Raw genomic sequence first — 16786 nt, forward strand, 5'->3', positions numbered from 1 at the left:
CCGCTTCGCGACGCGGGACGCTGCCGCGCGTCCGGTCACCGTCGATTTTCGAGTTAGAGATCTTTCGCGGTCGAGGTTCGCGCTTTGCGTCGCGGTTCGATTCCGGCGTGACTGAGGGGAGCTGCCGCGATGCCCGTCGCGCTCCGGGCCGCTGCTCCCGCAGCCGCACCCTCCGCGTCCGCAAGATCCCGACCTGGCCCAGCGCGGGCGCGCCTCGGTCCCGGGCGGCAGGTCGGGTCCGCGTTCAACAGAGCTGTCGAGCTGGGCGCACCAACACGCCCAATCGCCGGCACGCTCCCTCAGTTGCGCGATAGGTCGGGATAGTTCGTTGGCCCGGCGGCGCTCGGTCCGCCCACCGGGCAGGGCAAGCCCTGGATCAAGACGAGTTATGGCTACTATGACGCCACAGGTCGTCTAGATCCGGCAGGCTCGCTGTGTTCACTGGCGTGTGGGGCGCTGGCTCGCCGCGCCGGCGTGCGGCCTGATGGCCGGGCCTCCACATCGAACGCCCGGTCAGCGCGCTCGCGCGTGCCCACACCGGCCCTGTTGCCACGCCGCCGCCGGGCCTGGTCGCCTTCGCAAAAGGGGGGCTATGTCAGGGACATAGATCCTTGCGGCCGGTTTGAAAGGGCTATGTCCCCGACAACGTCCACACCCCGCGGGTCCGGCGCGGCTGGCCCACCGGACCCGGCATCCACACCACCAGCCCCAGCATCCGGCGACCATCCCGGCGGTTGGGCGCACCGGCGCGCCCAGCTCGACAGCTTCTCCCACAGACGACACGTGGTCCGAACGCGGCCCAGCCACGCGACCACCTCGACCCGGTCGTCCTCGCCAAGCGCCTCGCCACCATCGACGTGCTCTCCCGGGGGCGGATGCGGATGCTCACCGTCGGCCTCGGCACGCTGCCCGGCGAGGCGCGCGGTCGGCGTCGACTTCGCCAGCCGCGGCCGGCGGGCCGACGAGGCGATCGACCTGCTGCGCCTGCTATGGAGCGGCGGCCCGGAGGGGGTGAGCTTCCACGGCGAGTTCTTCGACGTCGACGACCTGTGCTGCTACCCCAAACCACATGGCGGCGGCGCGCTGCCGATCCACATTGGCGGGTCGAGCCGAGCCGCCGCGCGCCGGGCCGGCCGGCGGTACGGCCGCTCCCGGCCGCCCGCTCAGGATGTGCGTGAGTTGGCGAGCACCGCGCGCTCGCGCAGGTCGCTGACGGTCTGCCAGGTCGCCACCGCGTCCTCGAAGTGACCGCACGCCACCTGCGCGTCGCCGAGCGTGGCGAGCGTACGGGCCTGCCGGAGCGGCATCGCCAGGCAGCCCCACACGTCGGCCGCGTCGGTGAGCATCTGCACCGCGGTCGCGACCCGCCCCTCGACCAGCGCCAGCTCGCCGAGCCCGTGCAGCGCGGCCGCGTGGCCGGAGCGGCGGGCCAGGCCGAGCGTGTCGAACGCCCGGATCGCCTGCGTGTACGACTGCCGGGCCGCGCTGGCCCGCCCGGTGGACTGGGCGAGCTGGCCCTGGCCGACCTGTACCGCCGCCGCCAGCGCCCGGTCGCCCATCGCCGCGGCCAGGTCGGCCGCCTCGGCGAAGTGCGCCGCCGCCTCGTCGAGGTGCCCGCGCTCCCGGTCGACCTTGCTGAGCCGGCGCAGCACGCCCGCGATCCGGCGCCGGTCGCCCAGGCCGCGCCAGAGGCACAGCGCGTGCGCGTACCACTCGGCCGCGGCCGGCAGCTCCTCCTGGTCGAAGTGGAGGTCGCCGAGCGCTTTGTACGCGACCGCCCGCGCGCCCGGGGTGCCGGCCGCCTCGGCGAGATCGACCGCGCGCCGCACGTGGCCGTCGGCGCGGTCGAAGTGGCCGGTCAGCCGGTACGCGGCACCGGCGTGCGCGAGGGCCTCGGCCTCCCGGCCGCGGTCGCCGGTGGCGTGGAAGAGCCGGGCCGCGCGGTCGGCGTAGGTGAGCCGGGCGCCGACGTCGTCGAGCGCGGCGGAGAGGCGGGCCAGGCCGAGCAGCACCACCGCCTCGCCGAACACCTCGCCCTCGGCCCGCACCGCCGCCAGCGCCCGCTGGTGCGTGCCCTGCCACTCCTCGTAGCGGCCGCCGATCTCGAAGAAGTTGACCGCCGCGTGGGCGATCTCCCAGGCGGCGTGCGGGCGGCCGTCGTCGGCGGCCTGCTGGACGAGGTCGCGCAGCGTCGGGCTCTCGGCCACGAACCAGTCCAGCGGCGCGGCGCCGACCGCCTTCGCCAGCCGGGCGCCGATCCGCCAGCGCGCGGTGCCGCCGGTGGCGAGCCGGGGACGCCGCTCGGTGGGCGCCTCCCGGTCGGGAAGCCGCCGGTCGGCCTCGCCCGCCAGCCAGAGCCAGGCGCCGAGGGCGCGGTCGACCGAAGCGACGCGCTCGGCGGGCGGGTCGTCGGCGAGCGCGCGCTCCCGGGCGAACCACCGCACGAGCGGATGCAGCCGGTATCGGGGGCCGTCGGCACTGGCCTCGACGTCGAGCAGGTTGGCCTCGACGAGCTCGGCGGTGGCGTCCTCCCCGCGGTCTTCGGCGACGCCGAGCACGGCCGCGGAGACCCAGGCCGGCAGCGCGTCGACGTCGAGCAGGGCCAGCCGGCGCAGCGCGGTGCGGGCATGCCCGCTCAGCCCGCGGTAGCCGCTCTCCAGGCTGCCGCGTACGTCGATCTCGCCGACCCGCAGCTCGTCGAGGGCGCGCTCCTGGTCGGCGAGGCGGTCGGCGAGGCGGGCCAGTGGCCAATGTGGACGGCTGACCAGCCGGGCCGTGGCGGCGCGCAGCGCGAGCGGGAGCCCGCCGCAGAGCTGGACGACGCGGTGCAGCGCGCAGCCCTGGCCGGCGGCCCGCTCCGGCTGCACGGCCGCGCGCACGAGCCTCTCGGCGGCGGCCGGGGACAGCGGCGCCAGGTGCACCGAGCGGGTCCCGGCGAGCGTGGTGAGGCGGGACCGGCTGGTGATCACCACCGCGCACTTCGCGCCGCCCGGGAGCAGCGCCCGGACCTGGCGGCCCCCCTCGGCGTTGTCGAGCAGCACGAGGACCCTCCGGCCGGCGAGCTGGCTGCGGTAGAGCTGCACGCGGCCCGCCTCGTCGGGCGGGATCGCCTCCGGCAGCACGCCGAGCGCGGCGAGGAAGCCGGCGAGCACCTCGGCGGGCTCGGCCGGGCGGCTCGTGGAGCCGCCGAGGTCGGCGTAGAGCTGCCCGTCCGGGAAGTCGTCGACCAGCCCGTGCAGCGCGTGCACCGCCAGCGCGCTCTTGCCCACGCCGGGCATCCCGTGCACCACCGCGACGGCGGGGCGCCCGGCACCGTCCGGCCGCTCGTCGCCGACGAGCCCGCGCAGCCGCTCCACCTCGGCCTCGCGCCCGGTGAAGTCGGCGATGTCGGGCGGGAGCATCGCCGGGCGGGGCCGGGTCCACGTGGTGGTCACGGCCTCCGCCGGCCGCGGCGCCGCGGCCGGCGGAGGCATCTCGCCGACCAGCACCTCGAGGTGCGCCTTGGAGAGGGCGGGGCCGGGGTCGACGCCCAGCTCGTCGGCGAGGATGCGGCGGCCGGTCTGGTACACGGCGAGCGCGTCGGCCTGCCGGTCGGAGCGGTAGAGCGCGATCATCAGCTGCGCGCGCAGCCGCTCGGCGAGCGGGTAGGCCGCCACCAGGCCGGTCAGCTCGGCCACGAGCTGGGCGTGCCGGCCGAGCGCCAGGTCGGCCTCGATGCGGCTCTCCAGCGCGGCCATCCGGGCCTCCTCCAGCCGTGGCAGCTCCACGTCGGCGAGGAACTCGGTCACGTCGGTCAGCGCCGGCCCGCGCCACAGCGTCAGCCCGGAGCGGAAGTGCCCCGCGGCCTCGGCGTGCCGCCTCTCCTTGAGTGCCGCCTGGCCGAGCTGGGTGAGGCGCTCGAACTCCGCGAAGTCGAAGCGCGCCGTGCCGATCCGCAGCAGATAGCCGGGGCGTTGCCGGACGATCGACGCGCCCTCGCCGAGCAGCTTGCGCAGGCGCGAGATGTACGTGTAAATCTGTGCGTTCATGGTCGCTGGTGGCTCGGCGCCCCAGAGCAGGGCGCTGAGCTGGTGGTCGGAGATCATCCGCTCACGGGCGAGTAGCAGTGCGGCGAGCACCGTGCGCTGCTTCGAGCCGTCCAGCGAGTTGCGGTCGTCATCGGTCCAAATCTCGACCGGCCCGAGAATGCGAAGCTCCATCTGGCCTCCCTCCATGTTGGAGCGTCGGTGTCAGACTCTGGGATGGCGGCTCAGATTGAATAGCCGATGACATCTGTCGAAACGTTGCCCCTGCAATAAATGAAGGTCAACGATGCTTCTTAACACAAGTGTCCCCCGGTTTTGATCTGGCTCCCCGCGAAGAATGTATGTTGCGGGCTTGCGCAGTGTCAACGGAACACACAGAAGCTTGAGGTAACACGCTGGACATGTGGAGTCACTCGAGAGGTCGATGAAATATGGACTTTTAACCGTCAAATCGGTCTACTTTGTCTGGTCTATCTGTGTGCATTGTCCAAAAAACGGCGCTTTATGGCGTGACGAATACCGTCGGACTCCCGACCAATAATCGGGACGCGAAACCGGCTCGTATTTATGTACCGAGCAGTAATCCATGCGATTTGATAAGCGTCGGAAGCCCGACGTATCACGGATGTGGGCGCACGCATCGCGGGCCGGCACGCGTGGTGCGTACCGGCCCGTGTAATCTGCAATTTCCATTTGTTGCGACGCATCTTCCAGCGTGCTTTTATGGGGTCGCCAAATTGGGCGCCCGAAAATGGCGCCAAGAAATTGTGGCAGAAGTCTCATCGAAGGAGATGTACGAGGTGGATGACCGGTCCTACCGGGTGTTCCGACCCCTGCGGGCTCCCTCCGTTCGCCTGGTGTGCTTCCCGCACGCGGGCGGCACGGCAACCTTCTTCCGGACCTGGGCCGACCGCCTACCCGGCGTCGAGGTGCTGGCCATCCGGTACGCCGGACGGCAGGACCGGCTCGCCGACCCGTTTCCCGGGTCGCTGGCCGAGCTGGCCGACGAGGTGACCGCCGCCCTGGTGCCGCTGCTCGACACGCCGGTCGCGTTCTTCGGGCACAGCATGGGCGCGCTGCTCGCCTTCGAGGTGACCAGCCGCCTGGAGGAGCGGCACGGCGTCTCGCCGGCGCGGCTCCTCGTCTCCGGCCGGCCGGCCCCGCACCGGGCGGCGCCGTGCAGCCTGCACCTGGCGGACGAGGCGGGGCTGCTGGCCGAGGTCGAGCGGCTGGGCAACCCCGACCCGCTCGTCTTCGCCGACCCCGAGCTGCGGGCGCTGGTGCTGCCCGCGCTGCGCGACGACTACCGGCTGCTGGAGACCCATGACTTCGCCCGGCGTGCGGTGCGCGCGGGGATCGTCGCCTACGGCGGCGACCGCGACCCGGCGTGCGGGCTGCGCGCTCTGCCGGCGTGGGCGGAGCTGACCACCGGCGGCTTCGCCCAGCGGGTCTTCCCCGGCGACCACTTCTATCTGGTGGCGTGCGAGCCCGCGCTCGTGGCCGACGTCGCCGGCCGGCTGAGCGCCGCGCCGCTTCCGCGCGCCTGAGCCGCTGCTCAGCGCGCCGGACGGGTCGGACGCGCAGCGCCGCGGCCAGGCGCCCGGTGGGGGCGCGAGGCTGCACATGCCACCAGGGTGCCGGGTCGCCGGACGGAAGTCAGTAGCGCTGGTGCCCGACTCGGGGGTGGTGCTAGGTGCAGTCCGATCCGGGCACTTACGTCCTGGTGTCGGCCGGGCCGCAGCGAATAGCGTGACCGCGTCCAAACGGCTGGTTTCGCGTGAGGAGCAGCTCGGTGACCGCCTATCGCGTCATTCCGCTCGACGAGGAGCTCGCCTGGACGGTGCGCGGTAGCCTGCGAGCGCCCGGATACCGCCATCCGGCGTACGTCGACATCGCCGACGCGCTGGGCCCGTGCCGGGTCTGCCTGCGCCCGTTCCGGGTCGGGGTGGAGCGGCGCATCCTGTTCACCTACGACCCGTTCCGCCGTCACCGCTCGTTCCCGTTGCCCAGCCCGGTGCAGATCCACGAGAACGCGTGCAGCGTCTACACCGGACACGCCGTCCCCGCCGAGCTGGCCGACCTGCCGATGACGCTCGACGGGTACGGGGCCGGTCGCGAGCTCATCACCGAGGAGCGGCCGACGTCCTTCGCCGAGCTGGAGCCGGCGATCGCCCGCGTCTTCGTGCGCCCCTCGGTGGGCTACATCCATCTGCGTGACACCTTGAGCGGCTTCTTCATCTGCGAACTCGTGCGCTCCGACGCGATGGACCTGGCTTCCTGAGCGGTCAGACAGTCGGCGCCGGTAGAGGTGCCCTATAGAGAAGGTATAGGCCACCCCGGCAGCCTTTGGGCCATGTCCGACAACGATCGTCCGGTCGCGCTCGTCACGGGGGGCTCGCGCGGTATCGGACGTGCCGTGGTGCGCCGCCTCGCCGAGGACGGCTTCGACGTCAGCTTCTGCTACCGGTCCAACGCGGAGGCCGCCGAGCTGCTGGCCAAGGAGTGCCAGGAGTTGGGGGCGCGCGTCCTGGCCCGCCGGGTCGACGTGGCCGAGCGGGACGGGGCTCACGCGTTCGTGGAGGAGACCGAGCAGGAGCTGGGTCCGGTCCACGCCGTGGTCACCAGCGCCGGCATCACCCGCGACCGCCCGCTCGCCCTCATGGCGGACGAGGACTGGGACGCGGTACTGCGCACCAACCTGGACGGCACATACCACATCTGCCGGGCACTGGTCCGCCGGCTCATGCGCCGCCGGGCCGGCTCGGTCATCACGGTGTCGTCGGTCGCCGCGTCCGGCAACGCCAACCAGACCAACTACGCGGCGTCCAAGGCCGGCATCATCGGCTTCACGCAGTCGCTGGCCCGGGAGGTCGGCCGGTACGGCATCCGCGCCAACGTGGTGGCGCCGGGACTGATCGACACCGACATGACGACGCAACTGCCCGAGAAGGTCGCCGCCGAGTTGCTCGGTCGCATCCTGCTGGGCCGCTTCGGCACGGCCGAGGAGGTCGCCAACCTGGTCTCCTTCCTCGCCTCGCCGCGGTCGTCCTATGTGACCGGACAGGTATTCCGCGTCGACGGCGGCATCACCACCTGACTTGTAGGGAGCGACATGCAGCAGATGTACGGTTCGGCGATCACCGGGATCGCCGCCTACCGGCCGACCAACCTCGTCTCCAACGTTGAGCTCGCCGAGCGCACCACGGTCGATCCCGAGTGGATCGAGTCGCGCACCGGCATCAAGACGCGGTACCACGCCACCGACGAGGAGGACATGGTCACCATGTCCGCCGACGCCGGCCAGAAGGCGATCGCGATGGCCAACGTGGACCCGGCCGAGATCGACCTCACCATCGTGGCGACGGCGACCCGCCGCCAGCGGATGCCCGGCATCGGCCCGCAGGTGGCGACCCGCATCGGCCTGCCCGCCTCCGGCGCGTACGACCTGAACGCGGTCTGCGCCGGCTTCACGTACTCGGTCTCGATGGCCTCGAACGCGGTGCGCGTCGGCGACGCACGCAACGTGCTCGTGGTCGGCGTGGAGCGCACCAGCGACTGGATCAACCCGGAGGACCCGGACACGTTCGTCATCTTCGGCGACGGCGCCGGCGCGGTGGTCGTCTCCCGGTCCACCGAGGACGAGATCGGCCCTACGGTGTGGGGCAGTGACGGCGGGCGGCACAAGGTGCTCGGGCTGACCGAGATGCCGGACGGCCGCGAGTTCGTCACGATGGACGGCCCGCTGGTCTACAAGTGGTCGACCGCGACCATGCCGGGCGTCGCCGAGCGCGCCTGCGCCGCCGCCGGCATCTCACTCTCCGATGTGGACTGGTTCGTGCCGCACCAGGCCAACCGCCGCATCATCGACACGCTCACCCGCACGCTGAACTTCCCGAAGGACCGGGTCATGTTCGACGTCGTGGACACCGGCAACACCTCGGCCGCCTCGGTGCCGCTGGCGCTGTCCCGGCTGTACGAGACCGGCCGCACCAGCCCCGGCGACCGCGTGCTGCTGCTCGGCTTCGGCGCCGGCCTCACGTACGCCGGCCAGATCATCCGCATGCCGTAACACGGGCTCCACCGCCCGTCCGCCCAATCCGAGAGGAACCGACCACAGATGAGCCAGGAAGAGATCACCACCGAGATCGTGCGCCTGATCCGGCAGGAGATGCCGGACGTGGAGGGCGACATCACGCCGGACTCGAAGTTCGAGGAGCTGGGCATGGACTCGCTCACCCGGGTCGACCTGCTCGCCGCCGTGGAGCGGTCGTTCGGCCTGGAGGTGCCGGACGACGCCGTCGCCTCGCTGCTGCGGGTGCGCGACCTGACCGACTTCCTCGCCACCAGCAAGGCAGCCGTCTGACCATGGACGAGACCAGGCCGCTGTCGGTGGGGCAGGAGTCGCTGTGGCTCCTGCACAAGCTGGCCCCGGACAGCGCGGCGTACAACCTCGCGGGAGGCGCCCGGATGGCGCCCGCGCCGGACGTGCCCGTGCTGGCGCGCGCGGTGCGGGCCCTGTCCGCCCGGCACGACGGGCTCCGGTCCGTCTTCGTCGAGGCGGACGGGCGGCCCCGCCGGGCCGTGCTGCCGCCGGAGGCCAACACGCTGGACGTACGCGACGTGCCGGAGGTCGACGACGAGCGGCTCTGGGAGCTGGTGCTGGAGGTGACCCGGGAGCCGTTCGCGCTGACCGGGACCCGAGCCGGCGACGGGCCGGCGACCCCGTTCCGCGCGGTGCTGCTGCGCCGCCGCGAGGACGCCGTGTTCCTGATGGTCACGCACCACCTCGTCACCGACGCCACCTCGCAGTGGCTGCTGTGGCGGGACCTGATCGCGGCGTACGAGGCGTACGCCACCGGCGCCGAGCCGGACATGGCGCCCGTCCGGGCCAGCTACGACGACCACGTGGCCCGGGAGGCGCGCCTGCTCGACTCGCCGAGTGGGCAGCGGATGGCCGGCCACTGGCGTGAGGTCCGCGCCGGCTCGGTCGCCGCCGAGCTGCCGACCGACCGGCCCCGCCCGCCGTTCCAGTCGTTCCAGGGCGCGAGCGTGGCCAGCCGCCTCCCCGACGAGGTGGCCGAGGGCGTGCGGGCGACCGCCGCGCGGGTCGGCGTCTCGCCGTTCGCGTTCCTGCTCGGCACGTTCCAAGGGCTGCTGTACCGGCACACCGGCCAGCCGGACTTCACCGTCGGCTGCCCCGCCTCGACCCGCCGGGCCGCGGCCCGGGAGGTGGTCGGCTACTACGTCAACCCGATCCTGCTGCGCGCCCGGTTCGCCCGGGCCACCACCTTCGCGGACGCGGCGGTCGCCGCCAACCACCAGGTGCGGCAGGGGATGGCGAGCGCGGCGTACCCGTACCCGCTGGTGGCCCGGGAGGCGGCCGGACCGCTCTTCCGCATCTCGGTGACGATGGTGGCCGCCGACCGGTTCGGCGCCACGCTGGAGCGGGCCGTCGCCGGCGAGGTCATGCACGTGGCCGGGGTGAAGATGTCCTATATGGAGCTTCCGCACATGGAAGGCCAGTGCGACCTCACGGTGGAGTTCACCCAGGACGCCTCGGCCCTCCTCGTCGTCTTCCGCTACGACACCGACCTGTTCGAGCGGGCGACCGTGGACCGGCTCCTGGAGCACTTCGTCCGGCTGGTCGAGGCCGGCGTCACCGACCCGCTCACGAAGATCGCGAAGGCGCCGCTGGTCAGCGCCGCGGAACGGCAACGACTGCTGGCGATGGGGACCTGAGGGGGAGGGCACCATGGCGCGCGCGCCGCTCAAGGGCATTCTCGAGACGATCGGCAACACTCACCTGGTCGAGCTGGAGGGACTGTTCCCCACGCTCAACGCGCGCGTGTACGCGAAGCTCGAACGCTTCAACCCGGGCGGCAGCGTCAAGGACCGGTCGGCGCTCTCGATGCTGCTCGGCAAGATCCGCTCGGGCGAGCTGCGCCCGGGACGCTCCACAGTGGTCGAATCCAGCTCCGGCAACCTCGCCATCGGCATCGCCCAGATCTGCCGCTACTTCGGGCTCCGGTTCGTCTGCGTCGTGGACGCCAAGACGACCCAGCAGAACCTCGCGATCCTGCGGGCGTACCAGGCGATCGTCGAGGTGGTCACCGACCCCGACCCGGTCACCGGCGAGTACCTGCCGGTCCGCCTGCGACGCGTGCGCGAGCTCGTCGCCGAGCTGCCCGACGCGTACTGGCCCAACCAGTACGCCAACCTGCTCAACCCCCGGGCGCACGAGCGCACGATGCGGGAGATCGCCGAGGCGCTGGACGGCCGGGTCGACTTCCTGTTCTGCTCGGCCAGCACCGGCGGCACGCTGCGCGGCGCGGCCACGTACATCCGCGAGCACGGCCTCGCCACGCGGATCGTCGGCGTGGACGCGGTCGGCAGCGTGCTCTTCGGCGGCCCGTCCGGCAAGCGGCTCATCCCGGGGCACGGCGCCGCGGTCAAGCCCGAGGTGCACGACCCGTCCGTGGCGCACGAGGCGGTGTACGTCAGCGACCTCGAGTGCGTGGTCGCCTGCCGGACGCTGACGATCCGGGAGGCGATCCTGGCCGGCGGCTCGTCCGGCGCGACCGTGGCGGCGCTGGAGAAGCTCGCCCCACGGATCCCGCGCGGCAGCACCTGCGTGCTGGTCTTCCCGGACGGCGGCGACCGGTACCTCGACACGATCTACAACGACGAGTGGGTCATCTCGCACTTCGGCGAGGTCTCCCACCTCTGGAAACAGGAGGAGTCCGGACTTTGAGGATCATCGGCCACGACACCGTACGGGACCTGCTGGCGGGGCGGGAGCGGGAGCTGATCGAACTCGTCGCGGACGCGTACCGCCGCCACGACGAGGGCCTGTCGGCGCTGCCCCACTCGGTCTTCCTGCGCTTCCCGGAGCAGCCGCGGGACCGCATCATCGGCCTGCCCGGCTTCCTCGGCGGCGAAGGCGGTCACGACGCGGTCGCCGGCATCAAGTGGATCGCCTCCTTCCCCGGCAACATCGACCATGGCATCGCCCGGGCGAGCGCCTCGATCATCCTCAACTCGCTGGCGGACGGGCGGCCCGAGGCGTTCCTCGAAGGGTCGCTGATCTCGGCCAAACGCACCGCGGCCAGCGCGGCGCTCGGCGCCCGGCTGCTCGCCGGCGACCGTACCCCGACCGGGGTGACGCTGATCGGCTGCGGCGTCATCAACGCCGAGATCCTGCGCTTCCTCGCCGCCGACAACCCGAAGCTCGCCTCGGTCACCGTCTTCGACACCGACCCGCGCCGCGCCGAGGCGTTCGCCGCCGGCTGCGCGGAGATCGCGCCCGACGCGGCGGTGACGGCCGCGGCCGGGCTGGCCGAGGCGGTCGGCGCGCACGACCTGGTCTCGATCGCGACCACCGCGGCGACCCCGCACATGGACCTGGCCGCGACCCGGCCGGGCGCGGTGGTGCTGCACATCTCGCTCCGCGACCTGACCGTCCCGGCGATCCTGGCCAGCCACAACGTCGTCGACGACGTCGACCACGCGCTGCGCGAGCGCACCTCGCTGCACCTGGCCGAGCAGGAGACCGGCCACCGCGACTTCGTGGACGCGAGCGTCGGCGCGCTGCTGCGCGGCACCGCCACGCTCCGGCCCGAGCCGGGGCGGCCGCTCGTGTACTCGCCGTTCGGCCTCGGCGTGCTCGACCTCGCCCTCGCCCGCTACGTCCGCGACGAGGCCGCCCGCCGAGGGCTCGGCACCGCGGTGGACGACTTCCTGCCCGCACCCGCGCACCACGTCGAGGAGCAACGATGACCGTCCCTCTGCACGAGCTCGTCGCGCGGCAGGCCGCGCGTACCCCCGACGCGGTCGCCGTCGCGGACGAGCGGCAGGAGATCACGTACGCCGAGCTGGACCACCGGGCCAACCGCACGGCACACCTGCTGCGCGCCCGGGGGATCGGCCCGGAGTCGCTGGTCGCGGTCTGCCTGCCGCGTGGCGTCGAGCTGGCCGCGGTGCTGCTCGGCGTCTGGCGGGCCGGCGCGGCGTACGTGCCGCTCGACCCCGGCCACCCCCGGGACCGGATCGGCTGGGTCCTGGCCGACACGGCCGCGCCCGTGGTGGTGACCGAGGAGAGCCTGGTCGGGCTGGTCGACGGTACCGGCGCCGAGGCGCTCGCGATCGACCTCGCGGCCGCCGAGCGGGACGCCCTGCCGGACACCGCGCCGGCGGTACCGGCCGACCCGGCCCGCGCCGCGTACGTCATCTACACCTCCGGCTCCACCGGGCGCCCCAAGGGCGTCGTCGTCGACCACGCGGGCATCGCCAACCGGGTCATGTGGACGGTGGGGGAGCACAAGCTCACCGAGACCGACCGGGTACTCCAGAAGACCTCGCTGAGCTTCGACGCGGCCGGCTGGGAGGTCTTCGCCCCGCTGGTCAGCGGCGGTGTCGTGGTGATGGCCCCGCCCGGCGCGGAGCGCGAGCCGGCGACCCTGGTACGCGCCGTCGCGGCGGGCCGGATCACCGTGCTCCAGGGCGTGCCGTCCGTGCTGCGCCTGCTCGCCGACGAGCCCGGCTGGACGGAGTGCACCACGCTGCGGCTGGTCTTCTCCGCCGGCGAGACGCTCAGCGCCGAGCTGGCCCGCCGGCTCGCCGAGCCGACCGGCGCCCAGGTGTGGAACACGTACGGCCCGACCGAGTGCTCGATCGACGTGACCGCGCAGCCGTACGACCCGGCGCAGGAGGCCGGCCCGGTGCCGATCGGCCGCCCGATCGAGAACATGCGCGTCTTCGTCCTCGACGAGGAGGGCGACCCGGTGCCGATCGGGGTCGTCGGCGAGCTGTACGCGGCCGGCGTCGGCGTGGGCCGCGGCTACCTGGGCCGCCCCGACCTGACCGCCGAGCGCTTCGTGCCGGACCCGTTCGGCGCGTCCGGCGCCCGCCTCTACCACACCGGCGACCTGGCCCGGTGGCGGGCAGACGGCACGCTCGAGTTCCTCGGCCGTGGCGACCAGCAGGTGAAGGTCAACGGCGTACGCATCGAGCCGGCCGAGGTGGAGGCCGGGCTCCAGGCGCATCCGGACGTCCGGGACGCGGTGGTGGTGGCCCGCGAGGGCGGCGCGGGCAAGCAGCTCGTGGCGTACCTGGTCGCCCGCCGCCAGGTGCCCGGCGACGAGCTGCGCACGTTCCTGCGGGAGCGGCTGCCCGAGCCGCTGATCCCCTCGGTCTTCGTGCCGATGGACGCGTTCCCGCTGACCACCAGCGGCAAGGTGGACCGTGGCGCGCTGCCCGACCCGGCCGTCGTGGCCGCCGAGCGGGGCGCCGGCCACGTCGCCCCGCGTACGCCCGAGGAGCGGCTGGTCGCCCAGGTGTGGGAGCAGTTGCTCGGCGTCGAGCGGGTCGGCGCGCACGACGACTTCTTCGCGCTCGGCGGCTCCTCGCTGGTGCTGACCCGGCTGGCGAACGCGCTGCGCAAGGCCTCCGGCGGCGAGGTGCAGCTGCGCGGCCTCTTCGGCGCCGCGACGGTGGAGGCGCAGGCCAAGCTGATCGCCGGCGGCCGGCAGGCGGTGCCCGCGGTGACGCCGGTACCGCGCGACGAGCCGCTGCCGCTCTCCACCGGCCAGCACCGGCTCTGGTTCCTCAACCAGATGCACCCCGGCAGCCCGGAGTGGGTCGCGCCGCTCTTCCTGCGCCTGCCCGTGGGGACCGGGGCGCACCACGTGCACGCCGCGCTGGACGCGCTGGAGGCCCGGCACGAGGCGCTGCGCACGCGGTACGTCACGGTGGACGACGAGCCGCGCCAGGTGGTCGTCGCCCCACGGCCGGTGGAGCTGCGCGTCGTCGACGCCGGCGAGGGCGACAGCTTTTCCGGTGCCGCTCGTCGCGTCGCGGGCACGCGACCCGACGAGCGGCACCCAACGGACCTCGAGCTGCTCTTCGCCGAGCAGTTCGCCCGCGGCTTCGACCTCATCGACGGTCCACTCTGGAGGGCCATGCTGGTGCGGTCCGAGGGGGCCGGCCCGGTCCTCCTGGTCACCGTGCACCACATCGCGACCGACGGATGGTCCACCGTGGTCCTCGAACGGGAGCTGCGTGAGCTGTGCGCGGCCGCGGTCGAGGGGCGGGCGGCGGCGCTGCCCGAGCTGCCGGTGCAGTACGCCGACTACGCCGCCTGGCAGCGTGCCCGCCTCACCGACGAGGTGATCGAGCGGGAGCTGGACCACTGGCGGCCGGCGCTCGCCGGGCTGCCCGCGCTGGAGCTTCCCACCGACCGGCCGAGGCCGCCCGAGCGCGACCCGCGCGGGGCCGGCGTACGGCTGTCCCTCTCGGCCCGGCTCACCGACGCGCTCACCGCGCTCGGCCGGCGGCACGGGGCGACCCCGTTCGTCACGCTGCTGACCGCGTACGCGGCGCTGCTGTCCCGGTACAGCGGGCAGGACGACCTCGGCATCGGCACGCCGGTGGCCGGGCGGACCCGCCCCGAGGTGGAGGGGGTCGTCGGCTTCTTCCTCAACTCGCTCGTGCTCCGCTGCGACCTGACCGGCGACCCCACGTTCGTCCAGGCGCTGGAGCGCGTGCGGGCCGCGAGCATGACCGGCTTCGCGCACCAGGAGCTGCCGTTCGAGCGGCTGGTGGACGAGCTCCAGCCGGTCCGCGACCTGTCCCGCACGCCGCTGTACCAGGTGGCGTTCGACCTCCAGGACGAGGGCTTCACGACGGTCGCGGCGGACGGCGCGCTGATGGACGCGTTCCAGCGCTCGTGGCGCGTGGCCAAGACCGACCTGACGCTCTTCATGTGGCGGCAGGAGGACGGCTCGCTCACCGGCGCGCTGGAGTACGCCACCTCGCTCTTCGACGAGTCGACCGTGCAGCGCATGGCCGACCACCTGGTGCGGCTGCTGGAGGCGGTCGTCGCCGACCCCGAGGCGCAACTGTCCACAGTGGACTTCTCGTCGATACACGAGCGGCGGGTCATGGCGCAGTGGAACGACACCGCCGCGCCGCTCCCCACCGCCGCGGTGCCGGACTTGGTGCGGGCGCGGGCGCTTGCGACCCCGGACGCGGTCGCGCTGGAGATCGGTGAGCTGCGGCTGACGTACGGCGAGCTGGAGGAGCGGGCCACGCGCCTCGCCCACCACCTGCGCGAGCGGGGTGTGCGGCGGGAGTCGACGGTGGGCGTGCTGCTCGACCGCGGCGCCGACCTGATCGTCTCGCTGCTGGCGGTCTGGAAGGCGGGCGGCGCGTACGTGCCGCTGGATCCGGCCTTCCCGGCCGACCGGCTCGGCGCGATGATGGCCGACTGCGGGGCGACGCTGGTGCTCACCCGGTCCCGGTACGCCGACCGGTTCAGCGGCGTGGAGTGCGTGCTGGTCGACGCCGAGCGCTTCGAGATCGCCGAGCGGGCGGCCACGCCGCTGTCCCGCGAGACCGACCAGGACGCGACCGCGTACGTCATCTTCACCTCCGGCTCGACCGGCCGCCCCAAGGGCGTCGCGGTGACCCACCGGGGCCTCGCCAACCACGTGCGGTGGGCGGCCGACACGCTCGCCTCCCGGGGTACGGGCGGCGCGCCGCTCTTCTCCTCGGTGGCGTTCGACCTGGTGGTGCCGAACCTCTGGGCGCCGCTGGTGACCGGGCAGCGGCTGTGGCTGCTCCCGCCGGACGTGGAGCTGTCCCAACTCGGCGCGGAGCTGGCGAAGGCGGCGCCGTTCAGCTTCATCAAGCTGACCCCGGGGCACCTGGAGATCCTCGACCCGCCGCGGGCGTTCGCCCCGGTCGTCGTGGTCGCCGGCGAGGCGCTGCCCGGCGCGGTGGCGGAGAAGTGGCGCGGCGTGCTCGGCGACGGCAACCTGGTCAACGAGTACGGCCCGACCGAGGCGAGCGTCGGCACCTGCGTCTACCCCGTCGTCGGGCCGCAGAAGACCGGCGTGGTGCCGATCGGCCGCCCGCTGCCCAACATGACCATGCGCGTGCTCGACGGCAACCTCCGGCCGGTGCCGGTGGGCGTGGTCGGCGAGCTGTACGTGGGCGGCACCGGTGTGGCCCGTGGCTACGTCAACCGGCCCGAGCTGACCGCCGAGAGGTTCCTGCCCGACCCGTGGTCGGCCGGCGCGCGGATGTACCGCACCGGTGACCTCGCCCGCTGGTCCGCCGAGGGCAACGTGGAGTTCCTCGGCCGGGTCGACGACCAGGTCAAGATCCGCGGGTACCGCGTGGAGCTGGGCGAGATCCGCGCCGTGCTGCTCGACCATCCCGAGGTGCGGGACGCCGCGGTCATCGCGCACGAGCAGCGGATCGTGGCGTACGTCGTCGGGACGACCGACATCCGTGAGCACTGCGAGCGCTCGCTGCCGGAGTACATGGTGCCGGCGACGGTCGTCGCGGTGGAGCGGATCCCGCTCAACGCCAACGGCAAGGTGGACCGGCGGGCCCTGCCCGACCCGGGAGAGGCCGCCGTCGCCGAGGAGGTCGTCGCGCCGCGCACGGTGGCCGAGGAGCGGATCGCCGACATCTGGGAGGAGCTGCTCGGCGTCCGCGCCGGGGTGCACCAGAGCTTCTTCGCGCTGGGCGGCCACTCGATCCTCGCGGTCCGGCTGATCGCCCGTATCCAGGCCGAGTTCGAGGTGACCCTGCCGGTCCGCGTGGTGTTCGAGCGGCCCACCATCGCGCACCTGGGCGAGGAGGTCGAGGCGCGGATCCGGGCCGAGATCGCCGCGCTCTCCGACGCCGAGCTGCTCGCCGCGCCGGCCGGCGCCGACAAGGCGTGATCGCGCCGGCCGGCGCCCACCAGATGTGAG

11 protein-coding genes are annotated in these 16786 nt (G+C 73.4%); 10 read left to right on the forward strand and 1 reads right to left on the reverse strand.

Features of this window, described 5'->3' with window-relative positions; translation table 11 throughout:
- Nucleotides 1–633 precede the first annotated feature (633 nt).
- On the forward strand, nucleotides 634–1248 hold the full coding sequence (locus ACFFIA_RS11790; RefSeq protein WP_377249768.1) for an LLM class flavin-dependent oxidoreductase: 615 nt from the start codon (nucleotides 634–636) through the stop codon (nucleotides 1246–1248).
- Here the strand turns inward: ACFFIA_RS11790 and ACFFIA_RS11795 are convergent.
- Nucleotides 1164–4199: an AfsR/SARP family transcriptional regulator gene (locus ACFFIA_RS11795; protein WP_377249770.1), complete on the reverse strand. Its 3036-nt coding sequence runs from the start codon at nucleotides 4197–4199 to the stop codon at nucleotides 1164–1166. The genes ACFFIA_RS11790 and ACFFIA_RS11795 overlap by 85 nt on opposite strands.
- A gap of 626 nt (nucleotides 4200–4825) precedes the next feature.
- Between ACFFIA_RS11795 and ACFFIA_RS11800 the strand changes: the two genes are divergently transcribed.
- The 9 genes from ACFFIA_RS11800 to ACFFIA_RS11840 all read left to right on the forward strand — a co-directional run bounded on the left by ACFFIA_RS11800 (nucleotide 4826) and on the right by ACFFIA_RS11840 (nucleotide 16756).
- Nucleotides 4826–5572, forward strand: coding sequence for a thioesterase II family protein (locus ACFFIA_RS11800; RefSeq protein WP_377249772.1), 747 nt, complete (start codon nucleotides 4826–4828; stop codon nucleotides 5570–5572).
- A 245-nt stretch (nucleotides 5573–5817) separates the two neighbouring features.
- On the forward strand, nucleotides 5818–6306 hold the full coding sequence (locus ACFFIA_RS11805) for a DUF1203 domain-containing protein (protein WP_377249774.1): 489 nt from the start codon (nucleotides 5818–5820) through the stop codon (nucleotides 6304–6306).
- A gap of 72 nt (nucleotides 6307–6378) precedes the next feature.
- Nucleotides 6379–7122 (forward strand): 3-oxoacyl-[acyl-carrier-protein] reductase, encoded by a 744-nt coding sequence (fabG, locus tag ACFFIA_RS11810; RefSeq protein WP_377249776.1) that lies wholly within the window; start codon nucleotides 6379–6381, stop codon nucleotides 7120–7122.
- Between the two features lie 15 nt (nucleotides 7123–7137).
- Nucleotides 7138–8094: a beta-ketoacyl-ACP synthase III gene (locus tag ACFFIA_RS11815; RefSeq protein WP_377249778.1), complete on the forward strand. Its 957-nt coding sequence runs from the start codon at nucleotides 7138–7140 to the stop codon at nucleotides 8092–8094.
- 48 nt (nucleotides 8095–8142) lie between these two features.
- On the forward strand, nucleotides 8143–8388 hold the full coding sequence (locus ACFFIA_RS11820; protein WP_377249780.1) for an acyl carrier protein: 246 nt from the start codon (nucleotides 8143–8145) through the stop codon (nucleotides 8386–8388).
- Nucleotides 8389–8390: 2 nt separating this feature from the next.
- Nucleotides 8391–9764 (forward strand): condensation domain-containing protein, encoded by a 1374-nt coding sequence (locus ACFFIA_RS11825; protein ID WP_377249782.1) that lies wholly within the window; start codon nucleotides 8391–8393, stop codon nucleotides 9762–9764.
- 13 nt (nucleotides 9765–9777) lie between these two features.
- Nucleotides 9778–10776, forward strand: coding sequence for a 2,3-diaminopropionate biosynthesis protein SbnA (sbnA, locus tag ACFFIA_RS11830; protein WP_377249784.1), 999 nt, complete (start codon nucleotides 9778–9780; stop codon nucleotides 10774–10776).
- A complete protein-coding gene (gene sbnB, locus ACFFIA_RS11835) occupies nucleotides 10773–11801 on the forward strand; it encodes a 2,3-diaminopropionate biosynthesis protein SbnB (RefSeq protein ID WP_377249787.1) in 1029 nt (342 codons plus the stop codon). The genes sbnA and sbnB overlap by 4 nt, the downstream gene beginning before the upstream one ends.
- The gene (locus tag ACFFIA_RS11840) at nucleotides 11798–16756 is read left to right on the forward strand and encodes a non-ribosomal peptide synthetase (protein WP_377249790.1); all 4959 of its coding nucleotides are present in this window, start codon (nucleotides 11798–11800) and stop codon (nucleotides 16754–16756) included. Before sbnB ends, ACFFIA_RS11840 begins: the two co-directional genes overlap by 4 nt.
- Nucleotides 16757–16786 lie beyond the last annotated feature (30 nt).

This window comes from Phytohabitans kaempferiae, assembly GCF_042433955.1.
Classification (GTDB): domain Bacteria; phylum Actinomycetota; class Actinomycetes; order Mycobacteriales; family Micromonosporaceae; genus Phytohabitans; species Phytohabitans kaempferiae.